This window comes from Algoriphagus kandeliae, assembly GCF_004571135.1.
GTDB classification, from domain to species: domain Bacteria; phylum Bacteroidota; class Bacteroidia; order Cytophagales; family Cyclobacteriaceae; genus Algoriphagus; species Algoriphagus kandeliae.
This window is the reverse complement of sequence record NZ_SPSB01000001.1, coordinates 937393-954991: the sequence shown is the minus strand read 5'-3', so window position 1 is coordinate 954991 and position 17599 is coordinate 937393. Positions and strand designations below refer to the sequence as shown.

The following is a 17599-nucleotide window of genomic DNA, read 5'->3' as shown; positions in this document are numbered from 1 at the left end:
GGTAAGGCCAGAGCTAGAATATATCCCTAGTTTTATTGAAAATAAACTCATGAAATTATCCTATGAAAGAGATCATTTTTGAAAAGCTTGGAAAGCCTTTAGAAGTACTTGAACTTCGAGAATCTGAAGTTCCAACCCCAAAGGAAAATGAAGTGCTAATTCGGGTGACTGCCCGGAATATTAACCCTTCAGACATCATGTTTATACAAGGGTTGTATGGAATCACCCCAAGGCTTCCAAGCAGTGCTGGTTTTGAAGCAGCCGGAGTAATAGAAAAAGGCGATGAGGCTGGACGTTTTTCAAAAGGAATGCGGGTCATGTTTACAGGACTTGGTACTTGGAGAGAATACATGGTTGTGCCTGTAGGAGGGGTTATTCCCATTCCTCAAAATATGCCCGATGAAATTGCTTGCCAAGCATTTGTTAATCCATTGACAGCTTATGGAATGTTGGAAGAATCTGGGCTGGAAGAGGGGCAATGGTTACTGATTACAGCTGGAGCTTCAGCTTTTGGAAAATTTGCCGTCCAATTAGCCAAAGAAAAGGGGATCAAAGTGGCAGCGACTGTTCGACATGATGATCAAATAGAAATATTAAAAAATCTAGGAGCTGATCTTGTGGTGAATACTGAAAAAGACAAAATCCATAGGATTATTCCAGACCAAACTAGCGGAGGTGTCCACGTGATATTTGATGCAGTTTCGGGAAAACTAGGATCACAAGCTTTATCCTGTCTTCGAGCAAATGGAAAAATGATGGTATTTGGAGCTTTAAGCCTTGAAAATCTGTCTATAAATAGTGGTTTGCTTATTTTCAAAAACTTAAAAATTGAAGGTTTTTGGTTGAGTACTTGGACAGAGAAATTGGACCATAAAGAACGTATAGAGGCTTTTGGTAAAGTTTTTCATTTCCTGATGAGTGAAGATTCCCAAGTTGATATTGCCGGGAAATTTCCATTAGAATCTTTCCGGGAGGCCATTATGGAATATGAAAAGCCTGGAAGAAATGGTAAGATTCTATTAATGGGTTAATTTCTTTGAAAATGCCATGCTTTGCGAGGCTTATTACCGATCTTTGTGGCTTAAATTAATTTTCAAAACCAAAACCAAAACGAATACGAATGAATTGGGAAAAGCTGGACCAAGAATTAACTGATATTGTAGAAAAGCGGATCCAACTTGCGGCAATGGATTATAGTGATGAAAATTACGATGATCTTGAGGAAGAACTTCATGATTTGGAGGATGATTTCAATGAAGAATATGAAGCGGTTTTAGAAAAAGAGCTCGAAAAAATATATGACTTATTGAAGTCTGATACAGATATCTTACTTCCGACTGCCTACATTGCAAATAAATACAAACCTCTCCAAGCGGATGCCAAAGGAGTTGTGAGCTACGAGGTAGTTGGGCAGGAAGGGGTTCCGATTGAATCAGATCAGTTTGATCGGCAAGATGTACGGATCGTGATGATACCAAATCCGGCTCGTTTTGTAATGCTGATAAATGGTCGACCTTTAAAAGATCTTTGGCGAAGTAGATAAAAAAATCCCCGTTTGAGATAATCAAACGGGGTTTATTTTTTAAGCAAATCCTAGTTTCTGACGGACTTTTGAGAGAATTTTTTCTCCTTCGATTTTCGCTTTTTCTTCTCCAGCAGCAAGTTTCGCTTCTATTTCTTTCGGGTTGCTCATGTAGAAGTCAAATAACTCCCGTTCTTTCGCAAATTTTTCTAGAATTAATTCCAGAAGTTCCTTCTTAGCATGTCCGTAGCCATAATTACCACCCAAATACTTTTGTCTCATTTCTGTAATCTGATCCACAGAAGCCAGCAGACTGTAAATTTTGAAAACATTGCAGGTATCAGGATCCTTAGGCTCTTCTAAAGGTGTACTATCAGTTACGATTTGGTTGACGTTTTTCTTCAATTGTTTTTCAGGAAGAAAAATATCAATAGTGTTCTGATAGGATTTACTCATTTTTTGCCCATCAGTCCCCGGAATGGTTTTTACCTCTTCAGCAATTCTTGCTTCGGGAATAGTGAAAATATCCTCTTCCATGATTCGGTTGAAAGCAGAAGCAATATCCCGGGTCATTTCGAGATGCTGCATTTGATCCTTTCCTACGGGTACTAAATCAGCGGAGTAGAGCAGAATATCGGCTGCCATCAAGACTGGGTAGGTGAAAAGGCCGGCATTTACATCTGCTAATCGATCTGCTTTGTCTTTGAAACTATGGGCATTGGCCAACATAGGGAATGGAGTGAAGCAGTTTAGGTACCAAGTCAACTCTGCTACTTCTGGTCTGCGTGATTGTCGATAGAAAACCGTTTTTTCAATGTCTAATCCAAAGGCCAACCAAGCTGCAGCCACGGCAAGAGTATTTTGCTTTCGCAATTCTCCGTCCTTAGTGGTAGTCAGAGAATGAAAGTCAGCGATAAAAATGAAGGATTCTTCAGCATTTTGTTTTGCCAATTCGATAGCAGGCTTAATCGCTCCTAAGATATTTCCTAAATGCGGCCTTCCGCTACTTTGAATTCCTGTCAGTACTCTTGCCATTTGTTAAATTTTGGCGCAAAATACGTAAAAGAGCCTATAAATCGTTTGGATTTATACGTTATTTGCCCTCATGATTCGATTTACGGTTTTATTCATTTTTCTAGCCAATCTTCTAATCTTTATTCAACCTGCTGTAGCTCAGGATACTATTCCATCCAGACTAGTTTGGACGGTGAATAAGGTAGATTTGGGAACAATTTTAGAAGAACAAGGTGAGCAGCTTGCAATTTTCGAATTCACCCATTCTTTAGACTCAGGGGTTTGGATAGAGCGAGTTTGGACTGACTGTGGATGTACTACTGCTGATTATTCCAAAGACACCATTTCAGCGGGCGAAACAGGTCAATTGCAAGTGAGTTTTGATCCATCTTCAGCCGTTGGGGATTTTTCTAGAATGGTGGTAGTGAAAGGAAATTTAGCCGGAATGCAGGATACGCTTTTTATTGAAGGTAAATCTATTCCTTACCCAACCAATCCTGAGGTTGATTATCCATTTGTTCGTGGTCAAATTGGTTTTAGAATGGAGAAAATCAATATGGGTGATGTTTTTACCAATGAGCCCTCAATTAGAACTGTGGAGATTTATAATTTTTCAGATTCCACATTATTAAAAGATAGCTTGAAATACTTTGGACCAGCACATATTCAGGTTCATCAGCTTCAGGATTCGATTGAAAGCAAAAACCGAGGGTTACTTGAAATCACTTATTCAGGAGCAGAAAAGAATGATTTGGGTTTTTTTGAAGATCCAATCCAATTGATTTGGCCTGACTCCCTTGTCGTCAATGCGGATGTTATTGCCAATATTTTTGAGTTTTATCCAAATCTTTCCAAGGATCAATTGGGATTGGTTCCCACTTTACGGATTTCTCCAACAGAAATTGATCTGAAGGAAATATCTACTGATGATATTCAGGAAGTCTTTTTCACATTTACAAATCGTGGAAGAGAGCTTTTGGAGATCAAAAAAGTTCAGGGAAATTGTGACTGTATGGAATTAACACTACCCAAACTCGAGTTAGCTCCCGGAGAAAGTATGGATTTAAAAGTGGTATTTGATCCAAAGGGTAGAAAGGGGATAGATCAGCGAAATATCTATATTTTTTCCAATGACCCACTTAATTCAATTCAGTCAGTAATACTTAAATCTCGTATTAAATAATTTTGCATTTTTAGCAATTGTTATTTTATTGATAACTAGCTATTTATGCTGCCCATGAAACGATTGTATTTTTCCTTTCTTTTGTTGTTGCTTTATGGGCTATTGGCATTCCAACCAAATTCAGATTCTGAATTTAGGGTGAAGCCCTATCTGCAAGTTTATGGAGCAGGCGATTATCAGATAACCTTCTGGTCAACAGGTACTTCCTTAGCAGAGTTTATACTTTTGGATAAAAATCAAAATCCGGTTTTAACAGAGACACTAATTGGGGAAGAAGTACCTGAAATTTATTACACTCAAATTGAAAAATCAGAAAATATAAACGGATTGAATCAAGGCAGTTGGCTTTATCCGGATCAAACCTATAAGTTCAAAATCGTTTTAAGCAACTTAGATAGGGACGCTGCCTACTTTTACCAAGTAAAACTTGGTAATGAAGCTTTCAATAGTGGATTTACCACAGCGCCTGATAAAAATAATTGGTCCTCAATTCGTTTCATTGCGCTTTCTGATAGTGAGACAGAACCTCTAGGCCGGGTAAACAGAAGAGCATGGTATCCTGCTAGTATTAATTCAAGACCGACTGCTTTTTTCCAACCTTGGAAAGAAAAATTTGGAGTCACGCTCGACCAAGGCTTTGAAATTTCGAATTATATTCTAACCGAAAAGGAAGGGTATGAATACAATTTGAAAACAGTCAATTCAAGGCTTCCTGACTTTTTATTGATGCCGGGCGATTTGGTGCAAGGTTCTGGATATCAGCCTGCCTGGGATGAGTTTTGGAGGCACAATGCGGGAGAGTATGACCAAGGTCTATCAAAGTATCCGATCATTCCTGCTTTGGGTAATTGGGAAAATTACGGCCCAAAAAATGGGGGTTATGGTTATAATGAACGGGGTGAGTTCCTGCCTAAATTAGGAAGGTCCAGATTCCATGCATACTTTGAAACACCCACCGAAGATCCTCTTCAAAAACATAGACAAAGCTATTACCGAGTTGATTATGGTCCTATTACCATTTTGACCTTGGACTCTTCGAATGGTACCCCAGATCAAAAAAGATCAGATTTTCCCGCTGAACAAAAAATTAAGAATCAGGAATTAACTGTTTTAGGTACAGATACACAGGAAAATTATACCCTTTCAGATTATCAAGCTGCAGGTGGAAATGATTTGAGTGGTTTTGGACCAGGAACTCCGCAATATGAATGGTTAGTGGCAAACTTGAAGGAGGCTAAAGAATCAGGACAGTTGATTTTTGTTCAATTTCATCATATCCCTTTTAGCTCAGGAGAGCATGGAGTGCCTATAAATCATGAATTGGCTACTGGTCAAGGTGGGATTCCGATGCGTGTACTTCATCCCAAATTTGAAGAATATGGTGTGATTGCGGTTTTTGCCGGTCATGATGAATTATTTGAACGCTCTTTTGTCGATGAAGACCAAGATGGCAAAGGCGTGATGTATTATGATGTGGGAGTCGCTGGAGATGGAATGCGAGGCGAAAAACGCAATTACCTTAAAAACCCACTGGAATTGCTCAATTACAATCCTTATAAAAAATGGACAGCTGACCAGAACAGTGCAGAGCAATGGGATCAAAGCCTTAGCAATCCGGTGTTGACGGATGGTGGGAAGCACTATGGGCATTTGGAAGTGAATGTGAATCGCATTGCTGAAAACGGAAAAGAATATGCAAAGATTGATTTCAGTCCTGTTTACATTTTCCCTGTTTTAGATCAGAATTATAATCTGCAGAATGTAGAACGAAGGGTTTATAACGATGAAATCTATCTGAAGGTATTGCTCAAATCTGAAGCCTTTGAGCCTGTATTGAAGGACACAGTGCAACTCTTCCTCGATGAAGGAGGAAGAGCCTTTCTATCACCTGAGGCTGTACTAAAAGAGCAACCCGATGAAGATTTTTCGTTTGAGTACTCTACAGGCATTCAACTCAATTGTGATGCTATTGGTGAACAGGAATTGATCGTCACTTCCACCCGTCAATTTGATGGGGAGGTATTCAAGGATACCACTCGCTTGATCGTATTGGATACCATCGCACCCTATTTTGATGCTGCAAATGCAATTGTTGTGTTTGATCCGACCATTGGAAGGGCAGACTATTCAATTGCTGATTTTGATCCGGTGGATTTCTTGGACAATTGTGAACTGCGTGGGATACGAGTAGAGGGACCTGAAATTACTTGCAGCAGCTTTGAAGACCCAGAATTGTTTTTTGGAGAATTCCCGGTTCGATTGATCGCTGAAGATGCATCAGGCAATCAATTTATCAGGGAGTTAAAAGTTCAAATATTCAATAGCGTTGAATCAACCAAGGTAAGTCTTGAGCCCTCAGGAGTGCTTGTCTCTGGACAGACCATAGATCTGGTAATTGGAGATGAATTGGATTATGAGGTGGTTGGTTGGTTCTTTCAATCTTCCATTCCGATTGAGGGAGAAACTGCCAAAACCCTAACGATCGATCAGCCTGGAGTTTACTATGCAAAATTGTTACTCAGTACAGGCTGTATAGTCCTATCTGAAACAATTGAAGTCACTGAGGTAGCGGATAGTTTTCCGGAGGTCAAAGCCTCTCTAACCTTAGGCTTGGACCAAAATGGTCTAGCAGAGCTGACTAATGATCAAATTTTCACGGAATGGCCAATTGCCGAGGACATAGAGGTTAGCCTAAGTCAAAGCCAATTCTCTTGTCAGGATCTTGGAGAGAACACAGTTCTTGTCACCTTGTCCAAATCGGATGGATCTAAAAAAGAATTGGAAATACTTCTTCAAGTAATAGATAAAACCTCACCTGTATTGGAATGGAAATCAGCTGAATACGACTTTGATTTGAGTAAAGGTGAGCTCAGTTTGAAGGTAGAAGATTTTATCGTTTCAGCTCCTACCGATAATTGTGATTCAGAAGGTATTCAAGTTAGCTTGAGCAAAACAGTTGTGACCTGTGCAGATATCGATTCCGAACGGGTAAACTACCCCATTGATTTGGATGTAATAGTGACCGATGCTTCTGGAAATACCTCGATTTACCCTACGTTTGCTCTATTGATTTTTACCGAATCCCAAAAGGTTTCACTGACTGCTCAGGGACCTCTTTATGAAGGGCGAACCGTGGAATTGAGATTAGGGGAGGAGTTAAATTTCCAGGTGATAGAATGGAGAAAAGGATCTGAACTGATTCCGGGTGAAAAAGGAAATTCAATCTTTGTAGACTCTCCGGGTATTTATTCTGCTGTTTTAGCCTTGGAAAATGGATGTTGGGTTACTTCACAATCTGTTTCTGTGGAATTGGAAAATCTCCCTTTCCCAACTGTGAAGGAAGCTATACAACTTGAACTGAATTCTGAAGGAATCGCAGTTTTGGATTACGAATCGCTATTTGAAAGCTGGCCATTTGATACTACCGGATTGAATTTGGAATTATCTAAAAGCCAGTTCAGCTGTGAGGATTTGGGAGAAAATAAGGTTCAATTATCTATAACAAATCAAGATGGTGGAGAATGGTCTTTTGAAGTTGCTGTACTGCTTGAAGATAAGATGGCTCCAATTTTAGAAGCTCAGAATATTGAAATAGATCTGGATGTCAGCATTGGAAGTAAATCAATTTCAAAAGATGATTTGATTCTAAGCTTAAAGGAAAACTGTTCCATTTCGGAAATAACTTTAAGTAAAGATGAATTTTCCTGTGAGGATATCGGAAAGGAAATTCCTGTAATTCTTAGGGCAGTCGATCCATCTGGTAATGTTACCGAGGTTCAGACCCAAGTTTCCATCAATAGGTTCGAAGAAACTCCTGTCACGCTTTCTGGGAATTTAGAATTTTGTGAAGGGGAAGAATCTTTTCTTTCCGTACAAGCTTCAGGAAATTTTGAAGTGGTTAGGTGGCTGAGGAATGGAAGCGTCATCGAGAATCAAAATGCTTCAAGTTTGCCTTTATCTGAAAGTGGAATTTATCAAGCCGTAATCCGATATGAGGGAGGATGCGTTTCAGAATCTGATGTTGTTGAGGTCAAGGTAAATCAACTTCCAAAAGGAAAAATTGAAGTTAATGGGGATATTTTGATTGCTCCTGCAGGAGTATTCGAGTATCAGTGGTTTAGAAATGGGGAATTAATTCCTAATGCCACCGAGTCTTCATTACAGGTACACTTGATGGGAGAATATTCCGTATTGCTAACAAGTTTGGCGGGCTGTCAGGCATTAATAGAACCCGTAACTATGACAATTGCGGGATTGGGAAGCAGACCAGTCTTTGAGGTGAAAGCTATTCGAATTTACCCGAATCCAGCAAGAGAAACTGTAAAGTTGGAATTTCCAGATGATATTTCATTAGAGGCAAATAAAATGACTATTTATGGTCCTGATGGAAAAAATGTATCATCCCAAGTCTATGTTCTTAATTGGGAAATTGGAAAAGTAGAACTTGATATTCGTTTGCTCTCTGTGGGCCTTTATTGGATACAACTTCCTGCTGAGAATCAAACCCTTTATCAAGGAAAGCTAATTAAGATTCATTGATTTTAGTTATTGAATTTTCCTCAATAAAAAAGGTTCATGTTTAGCAACATGAACCTTTTTTTGCTTTGAATTTCTATTCATTATTTAAAAGCTGGTATTCCCGTAATTTCATTACCAAGAATCAGCAAGTGAATATCGTGGGTGCCTTCATAAGTGATTACTGATTCCAGATTCATCATGTGACGCATAATCGGATATTCTCCGGTGATTCCCATTCCTCCATGAATTTGCCGGGCTTCACGAGCTATATTCAAGGCCATTTCCACATTATTTCGCTTTGCCATAGAAATATGAACCGTCTTGGCTTTTCCTTCATTCATCATCTTTCCTACTTTCCAGGCAAGTAATTGAGCTTTGGTGATTTCTGTTAGCATCTCAGAAAGCTTCTTTTGAACTAACTGAAAACTTGCAATGGGCTTGTCAAACTGAATCCGCTCAGCTGCATATTTACGGGCTGATTCATAGCAATCCATCGCTGCGCCAATCACTCCCCAAGCAATTCCATAGCGTGCAGAATCCAAACACATTAGTGGAGGTCCCAAGCCTGATTTTCCAGGAAGTAGATTTTCCTTGGGAACTTTCACATTGTCGAAAACCAACTCGCCTGTGCATGAAGCTCTCAAAGACCATTTATTATGAGTTTCAGGCGTAGAAAAGCCTTCCATTCCACGTTCTACAATCAGACCATGAATTCTCCCTTCCTCATTTTTCGCCCAAACCACAGCAATATCAGCTTTTGGAGCATTAGAGATCCACATTTTGGCTCCATTCAGCAGGTAATGATCTCCCATATCTTTGAAATTTGTTACCATACCTGAAGGATTTGAACCATGGTCAGGTTCCGTTAATCCAAAGCAACCGAGCATTTCACCAGAAGCTAGTTTGGGAAGATACTTTTTGCGTTGCTCCTCCGAACCAAATTTGTAAATGGGATACATAACCAAGGAACCTTGTACAGATGCAGTTGATCGCATTCCTGAATCTCCTCGCTCAATTTCTTGCATGATCAGGCCATAGGAAATATAATCCAATCCTCCTCCTCCGTATTCTTCAGGGATTTGAGGGCCAAATGCACCCACTTCTCCAAATTTCTTAACAATGGATTCAGGGAAGTAGGCATTTTGTGCCCATGATTCTATATATGGTGATATTTCCTTCTTGACAAAATCCCGAATGGAGCTCCGGATCAATTGATGTTCCTCGGTAAGCAGATCATCAATATCCAAAAAGTCTACTCCTTCGAAAGTATCTTGCTTTTGGGATTTTTGGATTTCTATAGCCTGCATGTGTTTTTTGGTTTATTGAATTGAATCAGTGATTTTTGTCGGGAAGTAAACCCAATGCCTTTCGAAATAAATAGATCGGGGGGTAAAAAACTATCATTTTTGATAAAATTTAGTGATGGAAAATCCCCAATTTGATCCCCGGATTCTAGAAAAAATCAAACAGCTTGAAGAGAAGTTTAAGGCATCCGGTCAGGACATGCTTTCTTACCTGGAAGGACTTCTTTATGCAGATTATTTGACCTATTGGGAGTACATCAATTTGGATGTGTTATTGTCCCTTCAACAGCCAAAGACTAGCTTCAAGGACGAGAAGATTTTCATCATATATCATCAGATTACCGAACTCTATTTCAAATTGATTATTTCTGAGATGGAGCAGATCTCTGACGAGAATCCGCTTACAGAGGAGTTTTTTAAGACCCGTCTTGACCGGATTTTAATGTACTTTGATCATTTAATCAGTTCCTTTGCTATGATGTGGAAAGGAATGGAGCGGGAGCAGTTTTTAAAGTTTCGCATGTCTTTGTTGCCTTCTTCAGGATTTCAAAGTGCTCAATATCGCGAAATTGAGTTGATGGCGACAGATGCTTTTCATTTAGTAACCTTAGCTGATCGAGAGGGCTTTGACTATCATTCACCTGCAGATGACATTTTTGATCATTTATATTGGCAGCGCGGAGCTATTGAATTGGCAACCGGTCAAAAAACATTAACCTTGAAAAACTTCAATTTGAAGTATGGTAAAAAATTGAAGGAATTGATTGAGGGATATAGACGGAAAAATATCTGGCAACGCTATATGGAGCTGGAAAATCCATCTAAGGAGATGACTGAATTGATGAAGCAATTTGACCTTAAGGCTAATGTTTTTTGGCCATTGGCGCACTATAAATCAGCAGTGCGCTACCTTCAAAGAGATCCAGTGGATATTGCAGCTACCGGTGGAACCAACTGGCAGAAATATCTTCCTCCGCGTTTTCAGAAAGTGATTTTCTTCCCAGAGCTTTGGACCGAAAAAGAAAAAGAAGAGTGGGGAAAGGGCTGGGTTGTCAAGGAGATATTTGGAGAGGAATAAACCTGATATTTCACATTCCAATTATTTCGGATAATTCTCTTTTACAAAACTTGAGGCATTGTTGAAGCAAAAATCATCCACTGCTTTTTCAATATCCTCCTTCGATTTGAAGTGCGCCAGATGAGGTTTTCCTCCTTTCAATCTTGCAGTATCAATTTCATTAACCAATTGCTTACTAAAAGCATCAAATTCTAATGCTGTAGGGAAAGGATCTACGGGATCAATAAGTCCTTCAAAATCTGTCCCTATGGTGATTGATTTCCATATTTGGGGTTTTTCAGAGACCGATAGATTAGGGTTCTCATAGGCACTTTGGATGACCGCTTCAATATTTTCCCAGATAAGCTGAATTCCGTTTCGTTGTGGATTTTTTTCAAGGTCTTCCTTGGTAATCCCTAGAATCCTTTGATCGAAGGAAAGGCCAAACATACCTTTTGATTTGACAATCATTTCGATGTCCTCATCACACATATTGATGTTCCAGGCATTGAATTTTCCACTAGGATCTGTGTAATCATCTTTCTCTTTTTTCTCCCATTCGATGTGCTGGTCAAGTGTAGAAATACCAGAATAACCACAATGTGAAGCGATCACCGGAATTTGATCTCCTTTTTCAAGACATTTTTTAACAAGGTTATAAAACTCCTTTCGGGAGCGTGCACTCATGTGTTTTACATCGATCAAAATTCGGTAACCCAATGAATCATCCTTAACCAAATCTTGACTGAGGCTGAGTAATTCTTTTAGAATCCTTCTTCCGTCATTATTGAATCCTGCATTCATGCGCTTGGATTGGTCCATGAGGATTTTTCCCATTCCGGGAATGGAATGAGCGTGCCCACAAAGATGATTATCAAAGTGGTGAGCAAAGGTGATAAAGAAGACGGGTACCAGCCAATCATTCTTGATTGCCTTAACTCGATTAGAGATTTCCTGAATAGATTCAGCTTTATCAGTTCCCAACGCATGAGCACCTTCAATCGTCAATATCATGGTGATTTCGTTATCGTCATCTAAAGACTGATTCAACTCTGCCTTATTATTGGGTACTCGGTAACAGGCATCTTTTGCTTGATAGGAGCGGGGATGTTGACTTGCAAATTTTCGCGCTAGTCGTTCTTCTCGAAGAAAGGCCTTAGGAACATGGATTTCATTTTTTCGAATTCTTTTTCCTGAATCCATCAGGACAAAATCCCGCTCTCTTTGTAAAGATTCCCAATAGTCGTAATCATCCGACTGGAAATAATCCACCACTTTATCAGGGATTCGCATGTAAGCTGTTTGCAACAAATCTCTTCGAAGTCCTTTCGATCCTAGAATAGCTGAGGTCAAAAAACGGAACCATTTGTCTTTTCCAATTTTCGGATCAATACCCTTTACAAATTGTCTTTCTAAGGGATACAAGGAGTTAAAAGTGAGGCGTAGATTGGAATTCCAGCATTTCACCAAATCAATTTGACTGTAGCTGGCACCCATTTTTCCCAATTGATGATTCCGATGGTTGGATGCAATCACCGTCCAAGGACTGAATTCCTCTTTTCTTCTAAACTTTTTTTCTTTTTCCTGCATGTGGAAATGGGCACGCATATGTTTATGACAATGCAGGTCCGAAAATTTCCGCTTTCCCATTTTTTACATGCTAAAAATTGAATTTCCACCTTTCATGACCTCAATGATGTCATCTACTACAGAAGGAGAATTGGTGTAGTACCAATGGTGGACCGTATCATGTAGAATGCCCTTATCATCGTCTATTTCAGTCACATCACATTGATAGATATCATCTGCTAGATTCACTGAGTTTTTAGCACCCCATCTTCCCAATCGGTTGAAGGCATTTTTGGTTAATTCGGAGATACCTAATGCTTGATCCTTATTGTGATAATAAACATGCACCCGCTCTCCAAAGTCAATCAGTCTGTAAAGAGGATTTGGGCGCTCCAAGGCGTAATAATCAATATCAGCGCCCACCAACAAGATTTCTCCAAAAATCGAATTGATATCTAGTCCAATATCTTGCACCCCTTTTACCATATTTTCGAGAACTCTATTTCCCATACTATGGCACATCAGGTGGATTTTTTGATCACAAAGTGGCTTTCGCTCCTCGACAAATTTCTTTTTGAAAAACTCTCGAAGTGAGGCCATTGACCTTGCCAAAGCGAATCCGGACTGCATGGCATCATAAGCATCAGAGCGGTATTTGAGTAATTTCTTCTTGGCAGGCCAGGTAAATAGTACCAAGTGCTTAATGGTAGAGTTTTCTGGTTCCACATATTTTTTATGCAGTTCACAGAGCGTTTGCATGGCAGTTTCCAAGTCAGATTTGAAGCCATGTACAAATACCATAATATCCTCAGAGATTTTAATATGATCTCCTCCAGGTGATTTTTTACTGGCTTTTATTCCAGATTCATACAGTTCATTGAAAATGTGAGTTGAAGGAAATTTCGCCTTATTCACGTCTTTGTCATCCGCATAACTTGCTAGGAGTGTTTCGTCTACTTCAGGTATGATTTGTATGTTAAAATCCTTCAGCTTTTTGGCCTTTTTGGGATCAAAACTGACTGTTCCATATCGGAGATTATGCCTAGCTTCTTCATCGCCATCTTTTCGCATGAACTCCGTTTCGTTGACTGGAATGTAGTTTTTACTTTTTCTGGAAGTGACTTCTCGGTTGGTAATAACGTAGTGGGTAACCATGATGAAAGAAATTTTAAGGGTTAAAAATGATTCGATTTCCAGTCGCTTATGAATGGACTGAAATAAAAATCCTACTTAATTTTAAAAATAATTGCCTGATTTACAAATGTTTTGACTTCAGAAATGAGCTCAATTTTATGAGCTGTTGGATCAAAAAAAAAGCCTTGAGTTAATTCAAGGCCTTAGAATCTTAAAATCCAGCTGCTTCATTTTCCCTTCTAGGATCAGCTCCTCCCTCTAGCTTTCCGTCTGGCAAAACCATGATGGCATCGACGGAACCGATAATTGGAGTTCGACCTTCATTGATCAGGTAGTTCTTGGCAGTTAAAATTTTCAATAAGGTGCTGTCAAGGGAATTTTCCTCAAATAGAATTTGATCCGGAAGCCATTGATGATGAAAGCGTGGAGCCTCTACGGCCTCCTGCATGGTCATATCAAATTCATAGGCATTAAGAATTGTTTGAGCTACTGCAGTGATAATGGTAGAACCTCCTGGAGTTCCTACTATCATCCAAAGTTTTCCATTTCGCTCTACAAGAGTTGGGGTCATAGAGCTAAGCATTCGCTTACCAGGTGCAATGCTATTAGCCTCTGCACCTATCAGACCAAACATATTTGGAACTCCAGCTTTACTACTGAAATCGTCCATTTCATTATTCATGAAAAAGCCCAATTCATCCAAGTAAACTTTAGATCCATATGCACCATTCAAGGTAGTAGTCACAGCGAGCGCATTTCCCTCTGTATCCATGATGGAGTAGTGGGTTGTTTCCATGCTTTCTGCAAAAAGAACCGATCCTTCCGCTATGTCAGAGGAAAGAGTAGCCTTATCCGGATCAAAACTTTCCATCCGATTTCTTAAATATTCATCATCCAAAAGCTCTGCAATAGGAATCTCCACAAAGTCTGGATCGCCTAAATAATAATTTCTATCAGCATAAGCTCTTCTCATTGCTTCTGTCAGAACTTGAACATAATCCGCCGAATTATGGCCCATGCTTCTAAGATCAAAAGGCTCAACCATTTTTAAAATTTGTCCGATAGTCACTCCACCTGAACTTGGGGGTGCCATAGAAATAATCCGTAACTCCTTGTAGTCAAAGACAACAGGATCCCTCCAAACAGCTTCATAAGCAGCGAGGTCTTCTAGGGTAATAATTCCCCCCATTTTCTGCATGTGGTCTACCAGAACCTTGGCTGTTTCACCTTTGTAGAACTCATCGCGGCCATTGTTTGCGATTCGCTCTAGCGTCTCTGCTAAGGCAATATTTTTTATGGTATCACCAGCGTTCCATTCCTTACCAAAGAAAGTGTCTTCTCCATTTACTTCTCGAACTACCTCTCGAATCCCCTGAAGGCGGCTTGCTTGTTGCGTACTGACGACAAATCCATTTCTTGCCAAATCAATGACCGGTTGTAATATTTCCTTGGGATCGAGTTTTCCGAATTTGGATTGAGCTTCGAAGATTCCCGCAATGGTTCCTGGAACTCCTGAAGCCAAGGCTCCTTTTGTACTTAATCCCGGAATTACATCTCCATTCTCATCAAGGTACATGTCTCGATGAGCAGCTCCCGGAGCTTTTTCTCGGTAGTCTATAGATCCTATATCTCCATTTGCCATGCGATAAACAGCAAAGCCTCCGCCTCCCAAATTTCCAGCGAAAGGAAAAGTGACAGCAAGAGCCATTTCCGTTGCCATCATTGCATCAAAGGCATTTCCACCTTTTTGCATGATTTCCACACCTATTCTTGATGCTTCACCACGAGCTGAAACAACCATGGCATTTTCTGCGACTAAACCTCTTTTTGGTTCTTTATCTATTGTGGGAGTTTTACAGGAAAATACCAGAAAGGGGATGCTCAAAAGAAGAGCAGCAAAGCGGATGTAGGCTGTTCTATTCATTCAATAAAGTGCTGTTGAAGAGTTTAAGGATACGCTTATATTCATCTGTCCAGGAACTTGGCTCAACAAATCCGTGATCTTCCACTGGATATATAGCCATTTCCCAGTTATCTTTTTCCAATTCAATTAATCGTTGAGAAAGCCGAACTACGTCCTGAAAATGCACATTAACATCCAGCATTCCATGTGCCATTAATAAATTTCCTTTCAGGCCTTCAGCAAAGTAAATAGGGGAGGATCTTCTGTATGCAATTGGATCTTCCTCAGGGGTATTTAATATGTTGGATGTGTAGCCATGATTGTAATGTGCCCAATCTGTCACCGAACGAAGGGCTGCACCTGATTTAAACACTTCTGGCTCTGTAAACAAAGCCATCAAGGTAATAAAACCTCCATAGCTACCTCCGTAGATTCCAATTCTGTCTGCATCAATTTCATATTCTTTTACGAGATGTTTGGCTCCGTCAACTTGATCAGACAAGTCCTTTCCACCCATATGACGGTAAATTCCTGTTCGCCAATCTCGACCATATCCAGCTGAAGCACGGTAATCGATATCCAAAACAGTATATCCCAAATCAGCCAATAGATTATGGAACATGTATTCTCTAAAGTAACTGCTCCACCATTTATGCACGTTTTGGAGGTAACCAGCTCCATGTACAAAGATTACAGCAGCTCCATTTTTCTTGGAAGGCTCTGGTTCGTAAATCCTGGCAGGAACTTTTGCTCCATCCTGAGCTGTAAACCGAATGATTTCAGGATCTTTCCAATTATAAGATTTAAACTCCTCGCTTTGACCATCAGTCAATTTAATAGGGGCAGCACCGACTCTGTTTTCTTGCAAATAAAGCTCTTCCGGTGAATTGCTATAAGAGTGGAGAATTGCTAAATACTTCTCATCAGGAGATAATGTGACCTGATTATTTCCTGCCATTTGGGTAAGTTTCTCAACCTTTCCTCCGTAAACAGGCATGCGATAAAAATGCCGTTCACCCGGATCAACTTCAGACGTAGTCAAATACCAATGGGAGCCATCTTTTGATAGGAAAGGGTCAAAAACCTCAAATTCTCCTTTGGTTAATGCTTTCTTTATTTTCTTTTCTACATCGAATAAATAAAGGTGAGAATAGCCGGTTTCTTCAGATTGAAAATAAATGTGCTTATTGTCCGGAAGCCACCCTAGCGTTCCTCCAGAAAAGGTCCAACCGATTCCTGGGCCAGCAATCCAAGCTTCATCTCGTTGTCTGTCCAAGGTGGTCAATTCGCCACTTTCCAAATCGACAAGGGCAATCCATCGATCTTTATTGTCTAAGGAACGAGCCCGAATGATTGCCTTTGTACCATCCGGTGAAAAAACCGGACCGAATAGCGCCAAGTCTCGTTCTTTTTGGGGCCATTCCTTATCTGGGTAATCCTTTACATAATCAGGAAGATCCGTCAATCCAGGAAGGGTAGAAGTATTAATGAAATAGACGGTATCCTTTTCCAAATTGTAAATTCCTATTTCGGAGGTAGTTGGATTTGTTCCGACTTTTGGCCGGGCATTTAAATCTTCGGTGTAGCCAGAGGCATCTACATAATTCGGGACCTTGGTGTTTTTGTTATTTGCTGTTTTGTAAAAAGTGAAACTTGCAAATCTTCCATTTGGGGAAAGCTGGAGGTTGGAAGGGTTTTTCCCCTCAGTGTAAAAAGTAAATTCTTCTTCAGGTTCAAGCTGGGTAGCTTCCCGATACGCTTGGCTTGACTTTCGTTTTTCCTCCCGCTGACGAACAACTTCCAAAAGCTTTAGATTTTCCTCTTCCAAAAAGGGTCTGGAAGAATCTAAGTTTGATTCCCTTCGTTCTTGCCTTCCGGGCTTATTTCCTGTTGAGATATTGGTAACCCGCTTTACTGCTTCAGTTTGGAGATTATAGGTGTAAATATTTTGTTCACTGACAAAATAGATCAAGTTTTCATCAGCCATAAAGGTTGGATTGCTTACCCTTGCATGCCAGTTTAAAATTTCTTTTTGCTCTCCATTTGGAAGACTTTCCAGAAAAATCCGATCATTTGGCATTACATAAAGCCTTTTACTTTTGTCTTTATTGTAAGCTGCTTGATTTCGGCGCAGGGATCGTTCTTCTCTCCAATCTACCTTTTGGAATTCCTTTAGCTGGTCTAATTGGATTTGATAGAGGGAATCATCAGGATTTCCTTCCGGGTTATAATCAAAATAAATGGTTTGGCTATCATCGCTCCAACGGATATCCGAAGGAAAATACCCCATCCATTTCGGGTCCCGCATGATGTATTCAACACTCAAAGTGCTTTGAGCATACAGAACTCCTTGGACTAAAAGAATTAGTCCAATCAATGAAAGTTTTCGCATGAA

Annotated in this window: 11 protein-coding genes; 5 read left to right on the top strand and 6 right to left on the bottom strand. The window is 39.9% G+C overall.

The annotated features are described in order from the left end of the window. The first annotated feature begins 62 nt into the window (after positions 1-62). The gene (locus tag E4S40_RS04105) at positions 63-1031 is read left to right on the top strand and encodes a zinc-dependent alcohol dehydrogenase family protein (protein ID WP_135071227.1); all 969 of its coding nucleotides are present in this window, start codon (positions 63-65) and stop codon (positions 1029-1031) included. A gap of 89 nt (positions 1032-1120) precedes the next feature. Further along, on the top strand, positions 1121-1543 hold the full coding sequence (locus tag E4S40_RS04100) for a hypothetical protein (RefSeq protein WP_135071224.1): 423 nt from the start codon (positions 1121-1123) through the stop codon (positions 1541-1543). A gap of 39 nt (positions 1544-1582) precedes the next feature. Here the strand turns inward: E4S40_RS04100 and trpS are convergent, their stop codons facing one another. Next, positions 1583-2557, bottom strand: a complete 975-nt coding sequence (trpS, locus tag E4S40_RS04095) for a tryptophan--tRNA ligase (protein ID WP_135071221.1) — start codon at positions 2555-2557, stop codon at positions 1583-1585. A gap of 70 nt (positions 2558-2627) precedes the next feature. On the opposite strand from trpS, the gene E4S40_RS04090 reads away from it, so the two are divergent. Together E4S40_RS04090 and E4S40_RS04085 are read left to right on the top strand one after the other, a co-directional pair. Continuing rightward, positions 2628-3719 (top strand): DUF1573 domain-containing protein, encoded by a 1092-nt coding sequence (locus tag E4S40_RS04090; protein ID WP_135071218.1) that lies wholly within the window; start codon positions 2628-2630, stop codon positions 3717-3719. Positions 3720-3773: 54 nt separating this feature from the next. Further along, positions 3774-8258: a T9SS type A sorting domain-containing protein gene (locus E4S40_RS04085; protein ID WP_135071216.1), complete on the top strand. Its 4485-nt coding sequence runs from the start codon at positions 3774-3776 to the stop codon at positions 8256-8258. A gap of 80 nt (positions 8259-8338) precedes the next feature. On the opposite strand, the gene E4S40_RS04080 is transcribed toward E4S40_RS04085, so the two are convergent. Then, positions 8339-9544: an acyl-CoA dehydrogenase family protein gene (locus E4S40_RS04080; RefSeq protein ID WP_135071212.1), complete on the bottom strand. Its 1206-nt coding sequence runs from the start codon at positions 9542-9544 to the stop codon at positions 8339-8341. 115 nt (positions 9545-9659) lie between these two features. Here E4S40_RS04080 and E4S40_RS04075 point away from each other — a divergent pair, with 115 nt between their 5' ends. Then, positions 9660-10619, top strand: a complete 960-nt coding sequence (locus E4S40_RS04075; RefSeq protein ID WP_135071209.1) for a tryptophan 2,3-dioxygenase family protein — start codon at positions 9660-9662, stop codon at positions 10617-10619. A gap of 21 nt (positions 10620-10640) precedes the next feature. Here the strand turns inward: E4S40_RS04075 and E4S40_RS04070 are convergent, their stop codons facing one another. The 4 genes from E4S40_RS04070 to E4S40_RS04055 all read right to left on the bottom strand — a co-directional run bounded on the left by E4S40_RS04070 (position 10641) and on the right by E4S40_RS04055 (position 17596). After that, a complete protein-coding gene (locus E4S40_RS04070) occupies positions 10641-12248 on the bottom strand; it encodes an amidohydrolase family protein (RefSeq protein WP_135071195.1) in 1608 nt (535 codons plus the stop codon). 3 nt (positions 12249-12251) lie between these two features. Then, the gene (locus tag E4S40_RS04065; protein WP_135071192.1) at positions 12252-13322 is read right to left on the bottom strand and encodes an alpha/beta hydrolase; all 1071 of its coding nucleotides are present in this window, start codon (positions 13320-13322) and stop codon (positions 12252-12254) included. Positions 13323-13512: 190 nt separating this feature from the next. Further along, positions 13513-15225 (bottom strand): gamma-glutamyltransferase, encoded by a 1713-nt coding sequence (ggt, locus tag E4S40_RS04060; protein WP_135071189.1) that lies wholly within the window; start codon positions 15223-15225, stop codon positions 13513-13515. Then, a complete protein-coding gene (locus tag E4S40_RS04055) occupies positions 15218-17596 on the bottom strand; it encodes a S9 family peptidase (RefSeq protein WP_135071186.1) in 2379 nt (792 codons plus the stop codon). The genes ggt and E4S40_RS04055 overlap by 8 nt, the downstream gene beginning before the upstream one ends. Positions 17597-17599: the final 3 nt, after the last annotated feature.

Bases quoted from the DNA above. Each gene is read 5' to 3' on its own strand.
- trpS (WP_135071221.1), bottom strand. From the start codon at position 2,557: ATGGCAAGAGTACTGACAGGAATTCAAAGTAGCGGAAGGCCGCATTTA.
- E4S40_RS04090 (WP_135071218.1), top strand. From the start codon at position 2,628: ATGATTCGATTTACGGTTTTATTCATTTTTCTAGCCAATCTTCTAATC.
- E4S40_RS04055 (WP_135071186.1), bottom strand. From the start codon at position 17,596: ATGCGAAAACTTTCATTGATTGGACTAATTCTTTTAGTCCAAGGAGTT.
- ggt (WP_135071189.1), bottom strand. From the start codon at position 15,225: ATGAATAGAACAGCCTACATCCGCTTTGCTGCTCTTCTTTTGAGCATC.
- E4S40_RS04105 (WP_135071227.1), top strand. From the start codon at position 63: ATGAAAGAGATCATTTTTGAAAAGCTTGGAAAGCCTTTAGAAGTACTT.
- E4S40_RS04065 (WP_135071192.1), bottom strand. From the start codon at position 13,322: ATGGTTACCCACTACGTTATTACCAACCGAGAAGTCACTTCCAGAAAA.
- E4S40_RS04080 (WP_135071212.1), bottom strand. From the start codon at position 9,544: ATGCAGGCTATAGAAATCCAAAAATCCCAAAAGCAAGATACTTTCGAA.
- E4S40_RS04075 (WP_135071209.1), top strand. From the start codon at position 9,660: ATGGAAAATCCCCAATTTGATCCCCGGATTCTAGAAAAAATCAAACAG.
- E4S40_RS04070 (WP_135071195.1), bottom strand. From the start codon at position 12,248: ATGGGAAAGCGGAAATTTTCGGACCTGCATTGTCATAAACATATGCGT.
- E4S40_RS04085 (WP_135071216.1), top strand. From the start codon at position 3,774: ATGAAACGATTGTATTTTTCCTTTCTTTTGTTGTTGCTTTATGGGCTA.
- E4S40_RS04100 (WP_135071224.1), top strand. From the start codon at position 1,121: ATGAATTGGGAAAAGCTGGACCAAGAATTAACTGATATTGTAGAAAAG.